10 protein-coding genes are annotated in these 18,846 nt (G+C 45.6%); 7 read left to right on the plus strand and 3 right to left on the minus strand.

The window, feature by feature from the left end; all coding sequences use genetic code 11:
- The first annotated feature begins 66 nt into the window (after positions 1 to 66).
- From hpsA to H6G05_RS06960, 5 genes are all read left to right on the plus strand, one after another.
- Positions 67 to 8,418, plus strand: a complete 8,352-nt coding sequence (gene hpsA / locus H6G05_RS25580) for a hormogonium polysaccharide biosynthesis protein HpsA (protein WP_190577476.1) — start codon at positions 67 to 69, stop codon at positions 8,416 to 8,418.
- Between the two features lie 139 nt (positions 8,419 to 8,557).
- Entirely contained in the window at positions 8,558 to 9,277 is a 720-nt protein-coding gene (locus H6G05_RS06945; RefSeq protein WP_190577477.1) for a prepilin-type N-terminal cleavage/methylation domain-containing protein, read from the plus strand.
- Positions 9,278 to 9,340: 63 nt separating this feature from the next.
- Positions 9,341 to 10,660, plus strand: a complete 1,320-nt coding sequence (gene hpsC, locus H6G05_RS06950; RefSeq protein WP_190577478.1) for a hormogonium polysaccharide secretion pseudopilin HpsC — start codon at positions 9,341 to 9,343, stop codon at positions 10,658 to 10,660.
- Positions 10,661 to 10,707: 47 nt separating this feature from the next.
- Positions 10,708 to 11,274: a pilus assembly FimT family protein gene (locus tag H6G05_RS06955; RefSeq protein WP_190577479.1), complete on the plus strand. Its 567-nt coding sequence runs from the start codon at positions 10,708 to 10,710 to the stop codon at positions 11,272 to 11,274.
- A gap of 72 nt (positions 11,275 to 11,346) precedes the next feature.
- The gene (locus H6G05_RS06960; protein WP_190577480.1) at positions 11,347 to 11,940 is read left to right on the plus strand and encodes a pilus assembly FimT family protein; all 594 of its coding nucleotides are present in this window, start codon (positions 11,347 to 11,349) and stop codon (positions 11,938 to 11,940) included.
- A gap of 39 nt (positions 11,941 to 11,979) precedes the next feature.
- On the opposite strand, the gene H6G05_RS06965 is transcribed toward H6G05_RS06960, so the two are convergent.
- Positions 11,980 to 13,497, minus strand: coding sequence for a UbiD family decarboxylase (locus H6G05_RS06965; protein WP_190577481.1), 1,518 nt, complete (start codon positions 13,495 to 13,497; stop codon positions 11,980 to 11,982).
- Between the two features lie 107 nt (positions 13,498 to 13,604).
- Complete coding sequence (locus H6G05_RS06970; RefSeq protein ID WP_190577482.1) at positions 13,605 to 13,928, minus strand: tetratricopeptide repeat protein; 324 nt, start codon at positions 13,926 to 13,928, stop codon at positions 13,605 to 13,607.
- A gap of 131 nt (positions 13,929 to 14,059) precedes the next feature.
- On the opposite strand from H6G05_RS06970, the gene H6G05_RS06975 reads away from it, so the two are divergent.
- Both H6G05_RS06975 and crtD read left to right on the plus strand, forming a co-directional pair.
- A complete protein-coding gene (locus H6G05_RS06975; protein WP_190577483.1) occupies positions 14,060 to 15,403 on the plus strand; it encodes an IctB family putative bicarbonate transporter in 1,344 nt (447 codons plus the stop codon).
- 24 nt (positions 15,404 to 15,427) lie between these two features.
- Complete coding sequence (crtD, locus tag H6G05_RS06980; RefSeq protein WP_190577484.1) at positions 15,428 to 16,933, plus strand: C-3',4' desaturase CrtD; 1,506 nt, start codon at positions 15,428 to 15,430, stop codon at positions 16,931 to 16,933.
- A 206-nt stretch (positions 16,934 to 17,139) separates the two neighbouring features.
- On the opposite strand, the gene H6G05_RS06985 is transcribed toward crtD, so the two are convergent.
- Complete coding sequence (locus H6G05_RS06985; protein ID WP_190577485.1) at positions 17,140 to 18,672, minus strand: tetratricopeptide repeat protein; 1,533 nt, start codon at positions 18,670 to 18,672, stop codon at positions 17,140 to 17,142.
- Positions 18,673 to 18,846: the final 174 nt, after the last annotated feature.

The raw sequence follows: 18,846 nt of genomic DNA on the forward strand, positions 1-18,846 counted from the left end.
AAAATTTTTTGCAACTTTTACAACTTGCTTGGGTAACATATTGCAGTCAGGTTGGTAGAAACTGTTATGTCCGACTCTAAGCAAAGCCGCAAACTCAATCGTTTTTTTGCCGAGTTTCTTGCAAAAATCAGGAAATGGCTGAATAAAATCGGTAGTCCGATTAGGCTTAGTCGCCGCTTTATCCGTGCGTTGTTAAATGGCAGTAGCGGTAAAAGACGAAAGGCGGGCGGTTTTGTGTTGCCAACTGTGACGATGGTTACCCTAGTGGTGAGCTTGCTAGTAGTCTCGATGGTGGCGAGATCAGCTGATCGCGCTAGAGAAGCATCTAATGCCAGAGTTGAGCAAGTATATCGCAGTGCCAACTCCACCATTCTTGACCGAGCTAGGGCAAAGATTAGCGCCCTAATCGAAGATCCCAGCCTTCCTGGTGGTACTCCACCCGAATCTTCCCTCTACCAAGCCATTACTCAAGACAATGGCAACTACACATTTGCTGATGAAATAAGGCTGCAACTTGTTGATCCAACTTTAAATGGAGGAGCAGCTGATACTAATATTAACTGGGGTTCTCTTGCCATTGCCAATAACGATGTTGTTAGTACTGCTTGGAAGTTTCCTGTAGATACTGATAGCAATGGTAGATATGATTCCTTTGCTATCTATAGCATTTTGTTTCGGACAACGCCACGAGATAGCATCTCTAACCTAAATACCCGTCCAGTTAGTCCCCTTGAAGTGCGGACTCCGCCTATGGACAACGGGATCTTGAGTGGAGCTTGTGTCAGTGCAGCCCAATCTGGAGCTAGTACGACTGAAGGTTGGGTAACTACTTCTGACAATTCACTCAAAAAGAGTTTCTTTGTTTATGCACTTACAGTTCCAATTACCACCCCTCTAGATGATCCCTCTAGCCCTTTAACTGCGGCGGAGCAGGCAAGTGGTAACTATGAAGTTTATACCGGCAATCCATCATTTAGCGCCCTAGAGCTACAACAAGATCGGGCGCGATCGCCTCAAAATACCAACGCGGTTTGGTTTGAAGGTGACTTAGAGATCTCCCGCGCCGCTCGCTTTGACCTTAACGGTAGAATCTATACCGCAGGGAACTTGATGTTGGGAGCTACTGCACCAATTAGGTTGTTTCAGGTAAGCAGTCCTGAATCTTGTTATTACAAAGAAGAAAATAGCAAAATCCTTGTTGCAGGGAATGTAGTTGAGGGGGATGCGCTAGTTAGTGACAACTCCTTAAGTGTTGATCCTAATGTGGTTTCAGTTCACCTGTTCCGAGGAGCTGGAGCTGGCAAAGATCCAACGCAGGATGGCACTGGTTCAAACCCAGCACAAATTAAGTTAATCAATAACACTACCCAAAGTCTAGTTGACGACAACACCAATCGTGGACGTGACGTTGCCTTTAACGATTTTGCTTATAACTTCCGTGTTGATGCTTTAGTTACTCAAGCAGTTGGGACATTTTCAGGCGCTAGCGTTATTAATCCGTCTCTCACTGTCTTTGCAGATGTCAACGACACTGATGTCTTAACTAACGATCCAGTTGCTGTCAAAAAAGACATTGTCAGCCGCATCAAAGACGAAGGTTTGACCGCAGACGCTGACTTCAGAGAAGCAAGACGTAAATCTATAGAAGCTTACTTTAGATTAAGGACTCGTAAGGTTCCCTATCGAGAAGTTCCATTTGGCGCTCCAGACACTGTGATCTATGGTGGTGTCACTCCAAATTTTACGACTATTACTACTACTAGTGGCACTGAATGGAAGCCTCCAGTAGAATGGATGATTCCGGCCTATGCTAATACCACAGCGCTAACCTCTACGGCAACGGCTGACATTGAAGCTGGTAGAGCTTTGCGTAGAGGGACGGCTGGCGTTGCTATCACTGCTGCCACCGTACCACCAACTACAGTCGCCAAAATTGGAGACCTGACCTTAAGTGCATCAGGCAACATAGCCGCTTTACCCGCAACCAAGCCAGAAGTTGAGAAGACAACTAAGGAACAGTTCTTAGGCGATCGCGTTTTAGTTGGAAATAACCTTCCTGCACTTTGGCTCAAAACCGAGGGTTCTCTGAATCGGTATGTTGGTGCAACTGAGCCTCACGAACTTACCAATAACAACTCTATTTTTTGGAATGGGGCAGAAGGTTCGGCAGCGAGTACTAATGTTGCTGATGCTCGCAATCGCTTTACTCAGTCAAATTCACTCAAGTCTTTGGGGGTATCGGATCGTGGTGGTTTCTGGGAACTAAATGCTGCTGACAACCCTGCCATTGATGCAACAGGAACTGCCACGCCCACCCAAGCTCCAGTTAGTGGTGGACTTAGAGTGGTTACTGGTGCTGGGGTCTATAGTCGGGTAAGTACTCAAACATTTTTACCTCAGCCGCCTGCGTTAACAGATAACACCAACACTCCCGAAGTAAATGAATCGTTGTTTCCTGTTGTCTGGAGCGATGCGATGCCGATGACGGGTGTTGATACTGCGACTACAGCACCTAAGGGCGACTTGCAGATGCGAGCAACCGCAGTTTATCACTACAAAACTTCAGCTTACGATCCTGCTGTACCTGCAACCTATCAAACGCCACTCGCCTGTGTCAGTAGCTACTACGACCCTACCAACTCAGTTACAGCCCAAGACATACTGGTCACGGGCGGTCGCTCAAACAATGGGTTTACCTACAATGTTGGGACAACTGCCTCAGGTGTCACAGGCATTACCTATAACGCTACAACCAAGTTGTTTACTAGTAGTGCTGGGGGCGAGAATCCTCTAGCAGGTACATTAGCTCAAAGGCTATCCTATCAAGGCAACTTGATGTTTCCTAGTGGTCGATTTGTGAATGAGCCATTAAGAAATGCTCTGATCAAAATCGCGGCAACCCAGAGATTGACTCTGCCTGATCAGTCCGCAGTGGATTCTACACTTTGTGCTTTACAAATTCTTGATGGAACGATTACTAGAAATGCGGCAAATTTCCCTAACAATGCTGTCAAAGAGTCATCTTTCTTAGATGGACGTGAAGTTAAAGCGCTGAATAAAGACGAATCGTTAACTTCGCAAATTACAAATAACGCCAATCGTTCTGATCTATATGATCTTGAAATAGAGCAGCGTCAGCCCTTAGAGATTAGGGTGACTGATCTAGATATGAATATTTTGCGGGGAGCTACGATCTCTGGTGGCAATAATGCCGCTAGTTTAAATACAGACTTTTTACTTCCCTACAGTGGTGTTGTCTATGCAACTCGTGATGATGCCCTGCCCGATCTGAGCTACTTTGACACTAATAACTTAACTGGGGCTTCTGAGGCGACAAACCTAAGTAAACGCAAAGCTCTCAGTTCTACCGATTTTCGCTTAGATGCATCTCGTCGCGCTAATGGTATCCGTTTGATTAATGGAGCTAGGCTCTGGCGTGGTACAGGAACTGACCAGCCAAACTTCACTCAAGCAACACAAGGTGAAAAAGGACTGATTTTAGTTTCTAATAACCCTGTTTATATCAGTGCGGCTAATGCTACTGGTGACATTGGGTTTAACTTACATACAGCCGAAGAATTTACAACGGCGCTAACTAGTAACTGGAGTAATTTCTATACTCGTACAGCTGCGAATCTTAACCCCAACTTTGCCTACCGTCCTAGCCAAGCAAATGCAGCAGCAAGTCCTGCTGGTGGTGATCAATGGCGACCTGCAACAGTAATTGCAGATAGTATCACGGTGCAGTCGGCTAGCTTTAATGCAGGATTTCGCAATCAGGGTGACTATGACTTGCGAAATAACCGCAATACATCAACAGCCACGAATTGGCAGAGTCGCAGTGTCGCTACTAAGTTGATCAGTCAATCAGTTGGACAGACTAGTAGTGATATCTCTGTACTCCAAGATTTGCCTTCGATCAAACGCCTCAGCATGGGCTTCTTAAATAATAACTTTGTCACTAGTTACAACTGGTTGCCTAGTGCCTCGGCTGCTGATTCGATCTCTGGTGGGGCTACAGGGGTGGCAAGTACTGCTTCCAATAATGCCACTAATCTCTGGCCAGGACTGACTACTGCTAATAGCAATAGCTACTTCTCTAATGGAGTCACGCCTGTACAGCGTCGGGTGATCTTTGGGGAATATGGCATGGAGATTTGCCGCAAGGTTCCCACATCAGAATGTACTTTTAGTGATTGGGTGATGGCTGGAGCAGGGACGACAGCTCTGCCTAGTCGTACTGGTGCTGCTGGCATTATCACTCCAACGGATGCGCCGCGTTATATTGATCCTGCTGATGAGCGCTTCCCCCGTCGAGTTTCATTCTTGCGCTATGACGACATCTATAAGGATGGCAACAAAGCGCTAATCATGGCGGCGGGTAATTGCCCTCAACTCGACAACTGGTGGCCGATGCCAATTGGAGTCGCCTATGGCAACAACTCATCAACAATAACCACAAATCCTGGATACACCTATCCCAAAGTGTTGGGCGATCGCGACACACCTTTTAATGCATCTGGCTCGGCAAGCACGGCTTATGGCAATGTCGGCTGTCCTGCTACTAAACCAGTGGTGAGATTTGACAATAACAATGACATCTCAGGAAATGAAGGGCGGAGAATTTACAAACTGCCTCAGTTTGGCTTTAAGGATGCAACTGATCCTGTGATCGTCTCAGCACCAATCACTAATGATCCTGATCCTCAACATCCACCATTGAGAATCGGTGACAATCTACCCACTGTTTACCCTGCTACGGCTACTTCAACTTCGCTTGCATCAGACTACGTTAAGACAGCGGCTTTATATTCACCGATCGCGATCGCACCTGCTGGTGAACTCCTAGCACCTAACTTTGTTGCCCCTCTGACCAATGGAGTTGCCGACAACCCACCAACTCCTTGGGCTGGTCATACAAGACGTAATGTGGTTCGCAATTATCCTCGCACAACTTCACCTTTACAAAGTACTACTTTAGTTACCAATGAAGGGGATGGAAATACAGTTGCCAATCCACCAGCGACTGCCTTAACTCTAAACAATAATGCGGTTTATCGAGCATATACCTTTAGAGTAGTTGTTGATAATGCCAATAGCGCCAATAACGTCTCAGGGTCTGGTACACTTCCCGATCCGATCACTGTCGAGATATCCACTGTAGTTCCACCCTTAGCGAGCTTACCTGGCTCAGCAAATACTGACAATGGCAAATCACATATTGCCAGAAGAGGCGATTATCTTGGTACTGGTCCAACAGGGCTACAACCACAGGTTAGAAACACTCGCTATGCCAATAACACCACTTGCGGCACTCCCATCAATGCGATTGGTGATGAAGAAGCGATTCCTGGCTGTTCCACAGCAGCTGGGCGAGGCGAGGGCACTGGCGTAGACTATCTATCGACCATTTATCGCTGGAACGGCACAAATTGGGTTCCTGCGGACTATGTGGGCGCTCCTACTGCGGGTGGTAAACAAGTTCTCAAATTCCCTGACTCTACCAATCCTCAATGTTCAACTATCAACACTGGAACCTCCGCTACTGATAGCTGCTTCCAATGGGTCACAGTTCTCGTTGTTAGAGACAATGCGAACGAAGAACAAGAACGCTTCCGCGTCAAGATTGACAACCCTAATACTGCGGAGTCTGGTGCAGTATTAAGAACTGTAACTCCTGATACAGCTACTGGGAATAACTGGGACTTCCGTTGGGTGAGAATTGACAACGACGACTCTGCAACATCCTTTGGTACGGCTACACCAACCCCAACCCCAACGCCAACGCCAACGCCAACCCCACCCCCAGCAACCCCAACCCCAACACCGAAGCCAGCAACCCCAACCCCAACCCCAACCCCGAAGCCAACTGCTACCCCAACACCGAAGCCAGCAACCCCAACCCCAACCCCAACACCGAAGCCAACTGCAACCCCAACACCGAAGCCAACTGCTACACCAACACCAACACCAGCACCAACCCCAACACCACCCCCAACCGGAGGCACATTATTCCCACGTAGGTACTTCTTTGAAGGTAATATGCGCTTACCATTCTCTGCGCTTTTACCTCCTTTCTCTGACTCCATCTCACTTGCAGCCGCCTATCCTGCAACAGATGCAAGTGCAGCTCGCAACTACCCCTACCCTGGAGTAACTACAAATAAAAACTATGGTTTCGTTCCTAACACCAACAACAATAGTGTATGGGGCGAAGATGTTAATAACAACAATGTGTTAGATACAGGTGAAGATCTGAATGGTAATGGCATTCTAGATCGTGAGCAATTCCCTGATATTTCTCCTGATGGTGCTCCTGTAATCTCTGGTGGTGCTACTGATAATGGTCAAGTACCAATGCTTCCAGGTATGAATAAAGCCATGCCTCAGAGAGTAGCGCGATCGTTGTGGTATCGAGTTGTCAATAACAATAATGAGGAAACTGGAGATAGCAGCACTGTATGGTATGACAATGATGGTGACTTATTTATTTACAACACCAGTTACAACTCCTCCACTGCTAACACAAATGGAACCTTCAACGTCAATCAACCCGCACCGTTAATCTTGCCTGAAACGGTCTGTATTGAGACAGGTACTACCACAAACGGCACGATTGACAAAACCTGTACTGCTTCAACATTGCTCAATCTCAATTTACCTGCAAATCCTGTATTCCCCAATAATAGTGGAACTAATCAACCAGCATCGTCGTTTACAGTGTGCGGTGTTACAGGTAATTCCAGAAGATATCAAGCGGTTGAAAGAGTAGGTACTAACTTCTTATTCGATATCACAGGTAGTAGTTGCCCAAGTACTTTGGGTGATCCTCGTAGTGCGATCGTTAACTTTGCGGATGGATTGAAGGCGATCTCCTCTGCGGCTCCTGCCACAGCAAACACTGCACAGACTGTAACCCTTGGTGGTACTGGTACAACTCGCATAGTAAATGCGCTGAGCAGCACCAAGCTCAATGTCTTAGATTTGACTGCCGCCAATATCAATACAGATCTCAAAGATGCCACCCTCACCTTGAGTGCAAATGGCAATCCTGACCCGACCTTCTTGCTCCGCGCTCCTAATGCTGACGTGACGATCGATGGCTTGTATGTCAAGTTAAATGGAGTTGATCCAAACAAAGTATTTTGGGTATTCCCAAGGGTTGGGCTTAAGGCTCTGACCATCCAAGGTGGTAGCAGTGCGGCGGCGAAACCAACCGTATTGGTGGGTAACTTTATTGGTACTATGCCTGCCACTGCTGGCACAGCAGCAAACAGCACAGGACTAAACATTGGTTCCACGGGCGGTGGTAAGGGTGTATCGATCAGAAGTGCAAGATTCCTTGGCTTTAGAGCAGTAAATGTCGCAACTGCTGCCACAGAATCCGCTACTGCTTCGATAACCCCAGCGGCGATCGGGATTGACTCGACTGCAAAAATCACGGCGATGACCACAGTTAATCAGCCAGTAGTTGTACCAGTCTTACAAATCCACGCACCAGTCACCACTACTGTTGCCGCATCAGGATCTGAGGCGACCTTACCACAGCCAACCGTTGGATTTGCTAAGTATCTACAAGGCACTAATGGTATCCCCAATACTACCGACGGTACTGGACAATGGACGCAGCGAGTAGCTGCACCCGCAACTACAGTCAATGTTTACTTTGTGGCAGGAAATACGCCTTCCCGATCCTATGTGCCTTACCTCACCTCTGCAAATGCTGGTAATGCAAATCTTTCACTCTACACAGGTGAAACTGGTGGTGGTTTACATAACTTCGTCCGATTTATGGAAAATTGGACTAGCACGTCACTACAAATTGCAGGTGGATTTATTCAAAACACTCGCAGTACATTTGCAACGGCTCCGTTCTCTAGTACTGCTCCTTACACCAGCTTAGATTTAGCTGGATGTCTCTCTCCAACTGCTACATATGCGACTCGTGCAACCTGTATTGATACAAGTAGTGACACTCAAAGTTGGTTTACCAATCCTAGTGCTGGTAGTAATGATCCTCTAATTAACTTTGCTAAGTATTACCAATCAACTAATATTCAGTCGATTCCGTTCTACACAGCGCCTACTCGCTTGTGGGGATTTGATGTTGGACTACTCGTACAACAGCCTGACTTGTTTGCCCAACGCTTCTCGCAAGCATTACCCAACCCTAACGAGTTCTTTAGAGAATCTAGTAGGGAAGATCCTTGGGTAACAACGATGCTCTGCGCCTTGCAGCCTGCTCCAACCGCCTTGAATACCAACAACGTGGCGGCTGATGGTATCAATGTCGGACTTGCACAGCGCTTGGGTACTAGAGTCACCAATTACACAAACTTTGCCCTAGGTCAGAGGGATCGTCCCGCAGACTGTAATACTAGCGCAGTTCCAACTACGACTTATTCTCCTGCTACTTAGCGATCGCTATCTCAAAAATGGTTTCTGGGTAATATCCTAGAAACCATTTTGCTTTAGAATCTAAGGCTAAAAAAAATCAAGTAAAATCAAGCAAGTTTTGCAGATTTGTACTAACCAATCTCAACTATGGTGAACCGCTATGCGAAAACAAAATACTCGTTTGTTACTTATAAAGTATTTGCTATCTACACAAGCAGGCTTTTCGCTGATCGAGTCACTTGTAGCTGTAGTCGTAGTTGCTATTTTGCTGGCTGCGATCGTGCCTATGGTCGTATTATCCACTGCTTCACGAGTACAAGCAAGGCGAGTTGACTTAGCCACGCAGGCTGCTCGTAGCTATGTTGATGGTGTCCGCGCTGGCGTGATTAACATTGTCAATCCTGTGGCATCTTTTCCCTATATTGATAATGGTTCAACTTGGGTCGGGACATCTCGAAGCCAGTACTTTCAATCAGTACCTGCTCCGACCAACGCTACAGTGGCAGCTTTAAACGCGCTTCCTGGTATTAAAGTTGACACTAATGGTGATGGCTTTAGTGCTGATGATCCTCAAGATTTAGTGATTCAACCCATGCGTAGTGGTGCGCCTGATGGGAATAATCTAGACAGCCAAGGATTTTATATGGCGGTGCGAGTATATCGAGCCGATGCATTTCTAACAGATACCGCAAATCCTCCCAACCTAACTGGGATTAGAACAGGAGTCACCTTACAAACAGGGAATAATGAGGCAGACTGTCCTAATGGTAGTCGAGTTTTTACAAGTACAAATGGCTCACTCACCTGTCCTTTGGTAGTCATGAAAGTTGATATTTATCCTGCTGATAGTACTCTCGATCAGATTAGAGGTCGCTTATAAATTTATCTAAGTTTTAATTAAAGGTTTGATTTCACATTCTCCATCCCAATTCTTGGTAATGCCATGATTTTCTCAAGTCGCAAATTCTGGAAGCTTGATCGCTCTAATAAAAAGCAACGTAGTAATCGCTCATCTCTGATTATTTCTTGGGTTAGAGACATGAAGCGGTTAATTGCGAAGATGTTTGTGATCAGCGATCGCAAAGCTCTGCAAATAGGTGGTTTTACTTTAATTGAGCTTTTGGTTGCGATGTTGATTGCGACCTTAATCATTAGCACCATGCTCGCCTTTACGATCAATATCATGGAAACTGATCGCCGCGAACAAGCAAAGGTAGAGACACAAGGAGAGGTGCAGGCCGCTCTTGACTATATTTCTGACGATCTGCAAGAAGCTGTTTATATCTATAATGCCGATGGTCTAGAGCGAGTTAGTCCTAATGGGATTAGCAACCAGATTCCCACTTTTGCCAACAGCACACCAGTTCTCGCCTTCTGGAAGCGCATCTACTACGATCCCAATGAGAATGTGCCTGTAGGTGGAGGTAATACCAAAAGAGTTGGATGTTTGGAATATGGTACATCGATTACTAACTCTACAGCTGCTTTAACTTGCGATGCGAATAACCCAACTGGCTCTGGACGTTATTCTTACTCCCTCGTTGTTTACTATCTAACTTACAATAACGCCAATGGCGCAAATCAAGCTTGGTCAAGTGCAGCAAGACTAGATCGTTGGGAAGTCAGAGATGGTATTCGGGCAAGTTGTCAGTTAGGCGCGGCTGGTAATCCTTCTCTCATTTCGCCTACCTGTCCTGAGCCTGTGCCAATTAGCCGAGTTGAAGTCACCCCGAATAACTTTGTTAACTATTGGGTTGCCCCTGATGCTGGATTTAAGCCATTCGATGCTCAAGGTGCAGACCTGACTACGGTGATGAATAGTTGGACAAAAACTAGTGCAGCCTATACAGCTACACCAACCCCTCTATTGGATTTAGTTGACGATACGCCTTTTGTAGCTGGTCAAGATGATGGAACTGCTACAAATCCACCATTTAGGATTGCGATCGGACCAAATACTGGAGTTGCAGGTAACTGGAGTAATGCCAGCTGCTCTGATCCAATGGTTGGTGTTGGTGGTGCTTCAATCCAAGCAGCTCAAAGAATTCCTAGTACATTTACTGTGGGTGGACTGAGTAGTTTTTATGCATGTGTGAACTCAACTAACACAGTTGCCCGTGTCTATTTGCGCGGTAATGCATTGGCAAGACTAAGACCAAATCAAACTCAATCTCAAAGAGCAATCACTGATCAAAACAATACGTTTCTATCAACTAGCAGTGTGAGAGCTTATGGACGCGGTAAGTTGTTCTTCCAACAGTAAGTTGTTTGTGTTGTTAAAACTCGCGAATTTTTAAGGAGATATCTCAGATGCTGTGGCTATTTAAGCAAAATCGACAATCACATAGAAAGTTATCAGGTCGCGATCGCGGTTTTACCTTGATCGAACTGTTGGTAACAATGATCATCATCGGCATTTTAGCCGCGATCGCCGCTCCAGGATGGCTTGGGTTTGTGAATAATAATCGCCTAAGTTCATCGCAAAGCCGAGTATTCGGTACATTAAAGGAAGCCCAATCTACTGCGAAAAGGAGCGGAACTGCGACGATCTTTACCATTGGCAATGACGCAACTAATGGTGCTTATGTGCAGACTAATCGATCTCAAGCGCAATATTTAGAGCAAGGTGTACAGATTTTATCCGTCACCGCAGCAACTACTCCAACTCCAACAGCGATGACATTGCCACTAACCATCACATTTAATTCGCAGGGGTTACCCGTATCTGTAAATGCGACAACGAGTTTTACGGATTATCCACTCCGCATTACTTTAAATACTAGAGACAGCCCTAATCGCAAACGCTGCACAACTATTACAACGATTTTAGGAGCAATGAGATCAGAATCTGATACTGATTGCGACAGATCTCTTTAAAGCGTAAATAAACTAAATAATTCGCTAAAATCATAACTAGCAAATAATTGCATTTAAAAACCGCAACATATTATGTTTTGGACTGTGAATGAACGACGAAAGCAAAAGCTCGATCGCCGTTCTGGAATTAGTGGGTTCACACTGCTCGAAGTTCTAGTTGTGATGGTGATCATTGGCATTTTGGCGGCGATCGCTGCGCCATCTTGGTTAGGTTTTGTGAATAATCAAAGTCTCAATTCAGCGCAAAGTCAAGCGCTTAGGACGCTGCGCTTAGCCCAAAGCAATGCCAAACGCACCCAAACCATGTGGCAAGCAACTTTTAGAAATACACCTAACATTTCTCAATACGCAGTACACCAATCTCCTCCATCATCCATGACCAAAGAATATTGGGACAATCTGCCTTGGCAAAATTTTGATGGAGGAGTGCGAATTGTAGATAACACGGAAGACCAACCTAGAACCACCTTTACAAAGCTAACAGCAGTTCCAGAACCAGATATTTATCGTGTCCAGTTTAAATCTCAAGGCAATCCCAATGGACTAGGAGAGATGGGGCGGATCACTTTGGGAACTAGATCAGGCGATCGCAAAAAATGTGTGATTATCTCAACACTATTAGGCGCAATGCGTTTAGCTGAAAACTCAGACTGCAATCAAACGTAAAGGATATATAAGCGTCGCTTTGCGACGCTTATAGCCGAGCTAACGAATGTCGTAACCAAACAAATTAGGATTGGCTCCGTCTAGCTTTAAATCTGCCAAACCATATTCTGCCCAGCGTCGCGTTACCATATCCGCTACATCAGGATCACTTTCTAAGGGATCTCCCCAATCGCGATCGGTTTCAGGATAGATTTTAGTAGTTGCATCAATGCCCATACGTCCGCCTAGCCCTTCCTTTTCACAGGCAAAATCAAGGCTGTCAAAGGGATTATCAGGCAAGATAAACACATCGCGAGTAGGGTCAACTTTGGAGCTGAGCGCCCAAACTACCATCCTTGGATCGCGAATATTGATCGTATGGTCAACCACAATCACAAATTTGGTATAGGTGAATTGCGGCAAGGCGCTCCAAAATGCGAGGGCGGCGCGTCTGGCTTGACCGGGGTAAGCCTTTTTGATGGAAATAATTGCAGCTTTATAGGACAGTGCTTCCATCGGTAAAAAGAAATCGGTGATTTCAGAAACCTGTTGGCGGAGAATAGGTGTATAAATGCGATTTAAGGCGATCGCCATCATTGCTTCTTCCTTAGGAGGTAAGCCGCTAAAGGTAGTCAGATAAATCGGATCTTTGCGATGGGTCATGCAATGGAATCTGATCAAAGGTGCTTGCTCGTTAATGCCACCGTAATAGCCCATGTGATCTCCAAAAGGTCCATCGGTTCCCACTTCATGGGGCGTAATCGTTCCTTCTAAAACATATTCGGCACAGGCAGGAACTTCCAAATCAAGGGTTTTACATTTGGTAAGTTGTACGCCTTCGTTGCCATAGAGGCCTGCAAAAATCCATTCCGATAGATCGACAGGAATTGGAGTCGCCGCCGCCATGATCAGCACGGGATCAACACCGATCGCGATCGCTATTTCCAGTTTCTTTCCTGCTTCAGTTGCTTTGCGTAAATGTCTGGCTCCACCGCGCACTGACAGCCATTGCACAGTCATTGTGTTTTTGGACTGTTGCTGTAAGCGATAGACTCCCACATTAGGAATTCCATTCTCAACATCTTTGGTGATGACTAGCGCCAAAGTCACGGCTCGTCCGCCATCTTTGGGATAGGGCTTAAGAATGGGAATTTGATCGAGATCCACTTCCTCATCTTTTAACACCACATCTTGACAAGGAGCGTTCCCAAAGAGAACTTTTTGGGGACGGGACTTAACTACATCAAAGAGAATTTTCCCGAATTCGATCGCTTGAGAGATTTTCTTGGGTGGTTTTGGACTTTGCAGTTTCCCTAATTTTGTACCGAGGACTTCTAATTCCGACTGTTCCTTCATGCCCATCGCCCAGCAGACGCGCTCTACTGTACCTAACAAATTTACAGCGACAGGTGTTTTGTAACCCTTGACATTCTCAAATAGCAGTGCTGGCCCAGCTGATTGCAATAGACGATTGCTGATCTCGGCAATTTCTAACTCAGGATCAACAAGGGCTTTGACGCGATGGAGTTGTTTGCGTTCTTCGAGCAGATTGAGAAACGATCGCAGGTCACGGGTCATAGGAATTTGGTGGCGCTTTGGCAATTAGTCAGTAACCTATTGTAACTAAATGTTACACACTCCAATCCCAAAAAGATGAAAGGCGGCGCTTCGCGCCGCCTTTCATCTTATAGTCCTAAAGTTTTGGCATATTCACAGTCAGCATTTGCCCCTTCAGCATCACCAAGCTTAGCTCTAGCTAAACCCCGATTAAAATAGGCGGGGGCAGCATCGGGCGCGAGTTCGATCACTTTGTTATAGTCCTCGATCGCTCCCGCATAATCTTCAAGCTCAGAGCGATCATAGGCGCGGTTATAGTATGCCTCAGCATAGTTGGGATCAAGATCGATCGCGGCGGTGTAATCAGCGATCGCCCCAGCAAAATCTTCATTTTCAGCACGTTCCATACCGCGCTCATTGTAGGCTTCTGCGGAATCAAGTTTGTCCGTCATTGCTTTAAAAAGTAATTACTGATTGTGCTTTTCTTCTAAGATATAGCAATAAAACCCAGAAATTTAGAAAGGTAATCTTTGCGAACCCATTCTAAATTTAATGCCATGTTGATTAAGTTGATCCTTCCTGTATGAATTCCAAGCTCAAACTACCATTCCTCAATGTCTACAGTAAATTTTTGCAGCTAATTAGCCCATTACAGGATTGGCGCGAAGGTAGTCGTTTGTTGAGGGCAAGATTTTTGGGCGGTTTGTTAGTCGTCCTGATTGCAACTTTACCCTTTCTAGAAAATGCTCAAACTGGAGTAATTGGTGCGGCGGTAGCGATCGCTTGGTTGATGTTGTGGCTTAGCGATCGACGTGATGCTGAGGATCAGACAGTACCAATTTGGACACCGATTCATTTACCTCTGATTAGTTATTGGGCGATCGCTCTCATTGCTACATTAATTTCGCCTGTGCGCGTAGCGGCGCTCGATGGCATGGTCAAGCTCACAATTTACATGTTGGCGTTTGTGTCCATGAGTCGGATGATGCGCTTGGGATGGAGATCGATTTTGATTGCCACTTATCTAATTACAGCCCTAATATCAAGTGCCTACGGAGTGCAGCAATGGTATCTTGGCGCACCCGAACTAGCTACATGGACTGATCCTACCTCCGAGGTTGCAGGAATTACCCGCGTTTACAGTTTTTTGGGCAATCCGAATTTATTTGCAGGATATTTGATGCCAGCTTTGCCGATGGGTGTAATTGCAGCAATCCACTGGAAAGGTTGGGGTATGAAAGCTCTAGGGGCGATCACTGCGATTATGGGAGCGTTCTGTATTACCCAGTCGCAAAGTCGGGGTGGACTGATGGGACTTGCTGCCACGGGTTTTACCCTAGCGTTGCTCTTGGTTTATTGGTGGGGCAAGCGTTTACCAACTTGGACTTTACCTGTCACTTTTGGCGGAACCGCAGGGGCGATCGCCTTAGGGACAATTCTCGTTCCCACATTGCGAAAGCGTGTTGGCAGTATTTTTGGAACCGAGGATAGCAGTAACGCCTTTCGAGTTAACGTTTGGCAGTCTGTACTAAACATGATCAGAGCCAAACCAATTTTGGGGATTGGACCTGGTAATAAGGCTTTTAACTTAGTCTATCCGCAATATCAGCGTTCAGGATATAGCGCTCTTGGGGCTTATTCCGTGCCATTGGAACTAACTGTCGAGACAGGAATTATTGGTGTAATTTGCTATGGTTGGCTAATTTTCACGATCTTGAGCCAAGCATGGATTGCTCTCAACCGTTTGAGAAGCGATCGCGACTCTAGTGGCTTATGGATAATCGCTGCGATCGCGACCATCGTGGGCATGATTGCCCATGGCTTAGTAGATACAGTTTGGTATCGTCCTCAAGTGCAATTACTCTGGTGGCTAGCGATCGCGATCGTCAGCAGTTTTTATATCGCTCCAATCAAAAATGCCGAATAAAGCAAGTATTGCTTGGTTGATTATATGAAAGTGCAACAGAAAATTATTGTGATCGGGGCGGGAATCGGCGGCTTAACCACGGCAGCGTTGTTAGCAAAGCGTGGATATGAAGTCATTGTTTATGACTTAGCATTAGTTGCTGGTGGCTGTGCATCCACATTTAAACGACGCGGATTTACCTTTGATGTCGGTGCAACACAGGTAGCAGGATTGGAATCTGGAGGCATTCACGATCGCATTTTTAAAGAAATAGAAATAGAAACTCCTGAAGCGACCTATTGCGATCCTGCCTGTGCAGTATTTTTGCCAAATGAGATTGAGCCAATTAATGTCTGGCGCGATCGCCAAAAGTGGAAACTCGAACGACAAAGACAATTTCCTAATAGCGAACCATTTTGGGATTTTCTGGAAGACTTATTTTGGCGAAGTTGGCGCTTTCAGTCACGCGATCCAATTTTGCCGCCACGCAATTTTTGGGATGCATGGCAATTAGTTAAAGCTTTGCGAATCGATACCTTGGCAACAGTTCCCTATACTTTCTCAACTGTGGGCGATGCTCTGCGCGGTTTTGGATTAGCCAGTGATAAAAGATTACGCACCTTTCTCGATTTGCAATTGAAACTCTATTCACAGGTGAATGCCGAAGAGACGGCTTTGCTTTATGCAGCAACGGCTCTAGCAGTTTCCCAAACTCCGTTAGGTTTATTCCACCTTAAGGGAAGTATGCAAGTTTTGAGCGATCGCCTCATCGAAAGCATTGAGCGCGATGGGGGAAAGGTGTTGATGCAGCATCAAGTTACAGCGATCGCTGCTCAAGGTAAAAGTAAAAAGGTTAAAGTAAAAAATCTACGATCTCAAGAGATTTTTGAAGATAGCGCCGATCACATCGTGGCAAATGTGACGGTGAATAATTTTGTGCAGCTTTTAGGAGATGATGCGCCCAAGGGTTATGCTAAACGAGTTGTTAATCTCACACCCGCTTCAGTAGCTTTTGTGGTTTATTTGGGAGTAGATCGGGCTGCGATTCCTGAGGACTGTCCGCCACATTTGCAGTTTTTGGAAGCCTATGAAGATTCCACAATTAATAAACCCCATTCGCTATTTGTTTCCGTTAGCAAGGAAGGAGATGGTCGCGCTCCCGATGGCAAAGCTACGATTATTGCTTCTGAGTTTACAGATGCAGCTGTTTGGTATGGCGGCGAAGATTATCAGGAACTCAAAAAGAGATTTACAGAACGTGCGATCGCGCAGTTAAGTGGATATTTTCATCTCAACGAAAAGATAATCATTCACATCGAAGCTGCCACGCCACAAACTTTTGAGCGATATACAGGACGCGATCGCGGCATCGTTGGCGGCGTAGGAATGCGCGTTTCTACTTTTGGTCCCTTTGGTTTCGCTAATCGCACACCACTCAAAAATATTTGGCTAGTCGGCGATTCTACTCATCCTGGGGAAGGAACGGCTGGGGTCAGTTATTCAGCGCTCACAGTAGTAAGACAGATAGAGCAAGCGCGTCATGTAAACTGATGGGATAGACCTGTTGACAAATAATACTAATTCACAAAAGTGTTGTCACACTTTTGTGAATTATAGCTATAGCCACCTGTATCAGGACAAATCAAAACCCAAATAGTGTGAGGCGGAGCTTCGCGCCGCCTCACACTATTTGGGTTTGATTTCCTAACAGGAATGGCGACAGCTATAAAAAGGGCGTGCGAAGCACGCCCTTTTTGTTATTCAGCACAGGCAAATAATTTTTCTAGCTGTGATTTTTCGGTGGGATTTTCGATAGTTTGAGCGATCTCCTTAGCTTGAGCACGTTGACCGATCGCCCAATAGCTACTACTGATATCTGAGTAGGCTCTGGAGCGAATGTTGGGATCGGGAGCAGTTTTAGCGATCGCCAGACTCTCTTGGAGAATTGGTTCCACTTTATCGGTTAGACCAAATTCACCATAGGTGCTTGCCATAATATTGAGGGCAAAGAGACGATCAACTGGGGTTTGGAGATTTTTGGCGATCGTCAAGGATTGATCCCAAGCTTTGCTAGCCAAATCTATAGATTTGGCGGCTTGATATTGGCGACCGACCTCCACTAATAAAGTAAAAACATCAAGCGAAGGAGCGACAGTACTTAATCCTTGCAAACTTTGATCAAACAATTTGATTGCTTCATCATTTTTCTGATCCTTGGCATAGGCGATCGCCACATTAGCAATGCCGACGCTTTTCTCAATTGATGTAGGATCAAGATTGCTGATTACTTCTAGCGCCTTTTCATACTGCTTTGAGGCTAAATATTGACTAGCAACTAGAAACAGCGATCGCGTTTTCAAGAGTTCAGCATTAGCGATTGCAGCCTGTTCAACATCTTTAGGATCAGGTACAGCCTTTTCCTCTTTAGTCCCATCATTTTTTAGAGCTTTATTGGCGAGCTTGGGGGGAGTTTTTTTAGCAGTTTTGGCATTCTTGGCGGCTTCCTTGGCTGAGGTGATTGCATTATCACGAATCGCATCAAATTCTTGGAAAACCGCATTTAGGGAAGCGATCGCCTTAGCATGGTTTCCAGCCTGCGCGTAGCTACCTGCAATTTCAACTCTTGCTCTAGATTTGATATTGCGATCTTCAATCATTGGCAACAAATCGGTTGCTGCCGAAATTGATGCCTCAGAATTGAAATCATCACCAATCTCGGTATAAGCATTAGCGATCGCCGAAAAAGCTCGTGATCGTACATAAGCATCAATAATTTCTGGTGTCGCTTTAGCGGCATCAGCTAATAAATTTTGAGTAATATCCTTTTTACCAGCTTCTCCATAGGCTTGAGCAATTTTGATATTCGCAAAAACTCTATCAACAGGGTCAGGTAAATCCTTCGCGATCGCCAAAGCATTACTTAGAGCATCTACCGCCAACTTAGGCTGTGAAGCTTTGGTGAGGCGACCTGCGGTATCTAATAGGGCAAAAGCTTTGAGCGATGGCGTATTAATTGTATTTGCGGTGGTTAAGCTCTTTTCTAAAACTTTTTTGGCTTGGTCTGGACGCTGCAATTCTATATATTTGCTTGCGATTTCAGTGTAGGCAGCAACCTTGGCTTCGGGAGATGTTCCTGCATCAGCTAATGACACAAAGCACTGAAGTGGCACACCTTGAAATTTTGGTTCTCCAGCCTTTTTGGGACTAGCTGCCCATACTGCACCTGTTGTTGTCAGATTGACTAACAATGCTAAGCAGCCAGCTAGAAGCCGCATCCATATTTTTCGCATAGTTAATTTTGTCCTTGCGTTGATTATTGCGTGAAGATCTCTTGGATTCTACCCAATTAGTTAGCGATCGCACCTAAATAAGTGCTTTCACATAATTTAAACCCAGAGCCTAAACCTTTGGCGCGTGCGCCAAAGGCTTTAGGATTTTATTGTGAAGATCAAGTTTGTCTGTCT

The sequence above is a fragment of the Phormidium tenue FACHB-1050 genome, assembly GCF_014696925.1.
In the GTDB taxonomy this organism is placed as follows: domain Bacteria; phylum Cyanobacteriota; class Cyanobacteriia; order Pseudanabaenales; family Pseudanabaenaceae; genus Pseudanabaena.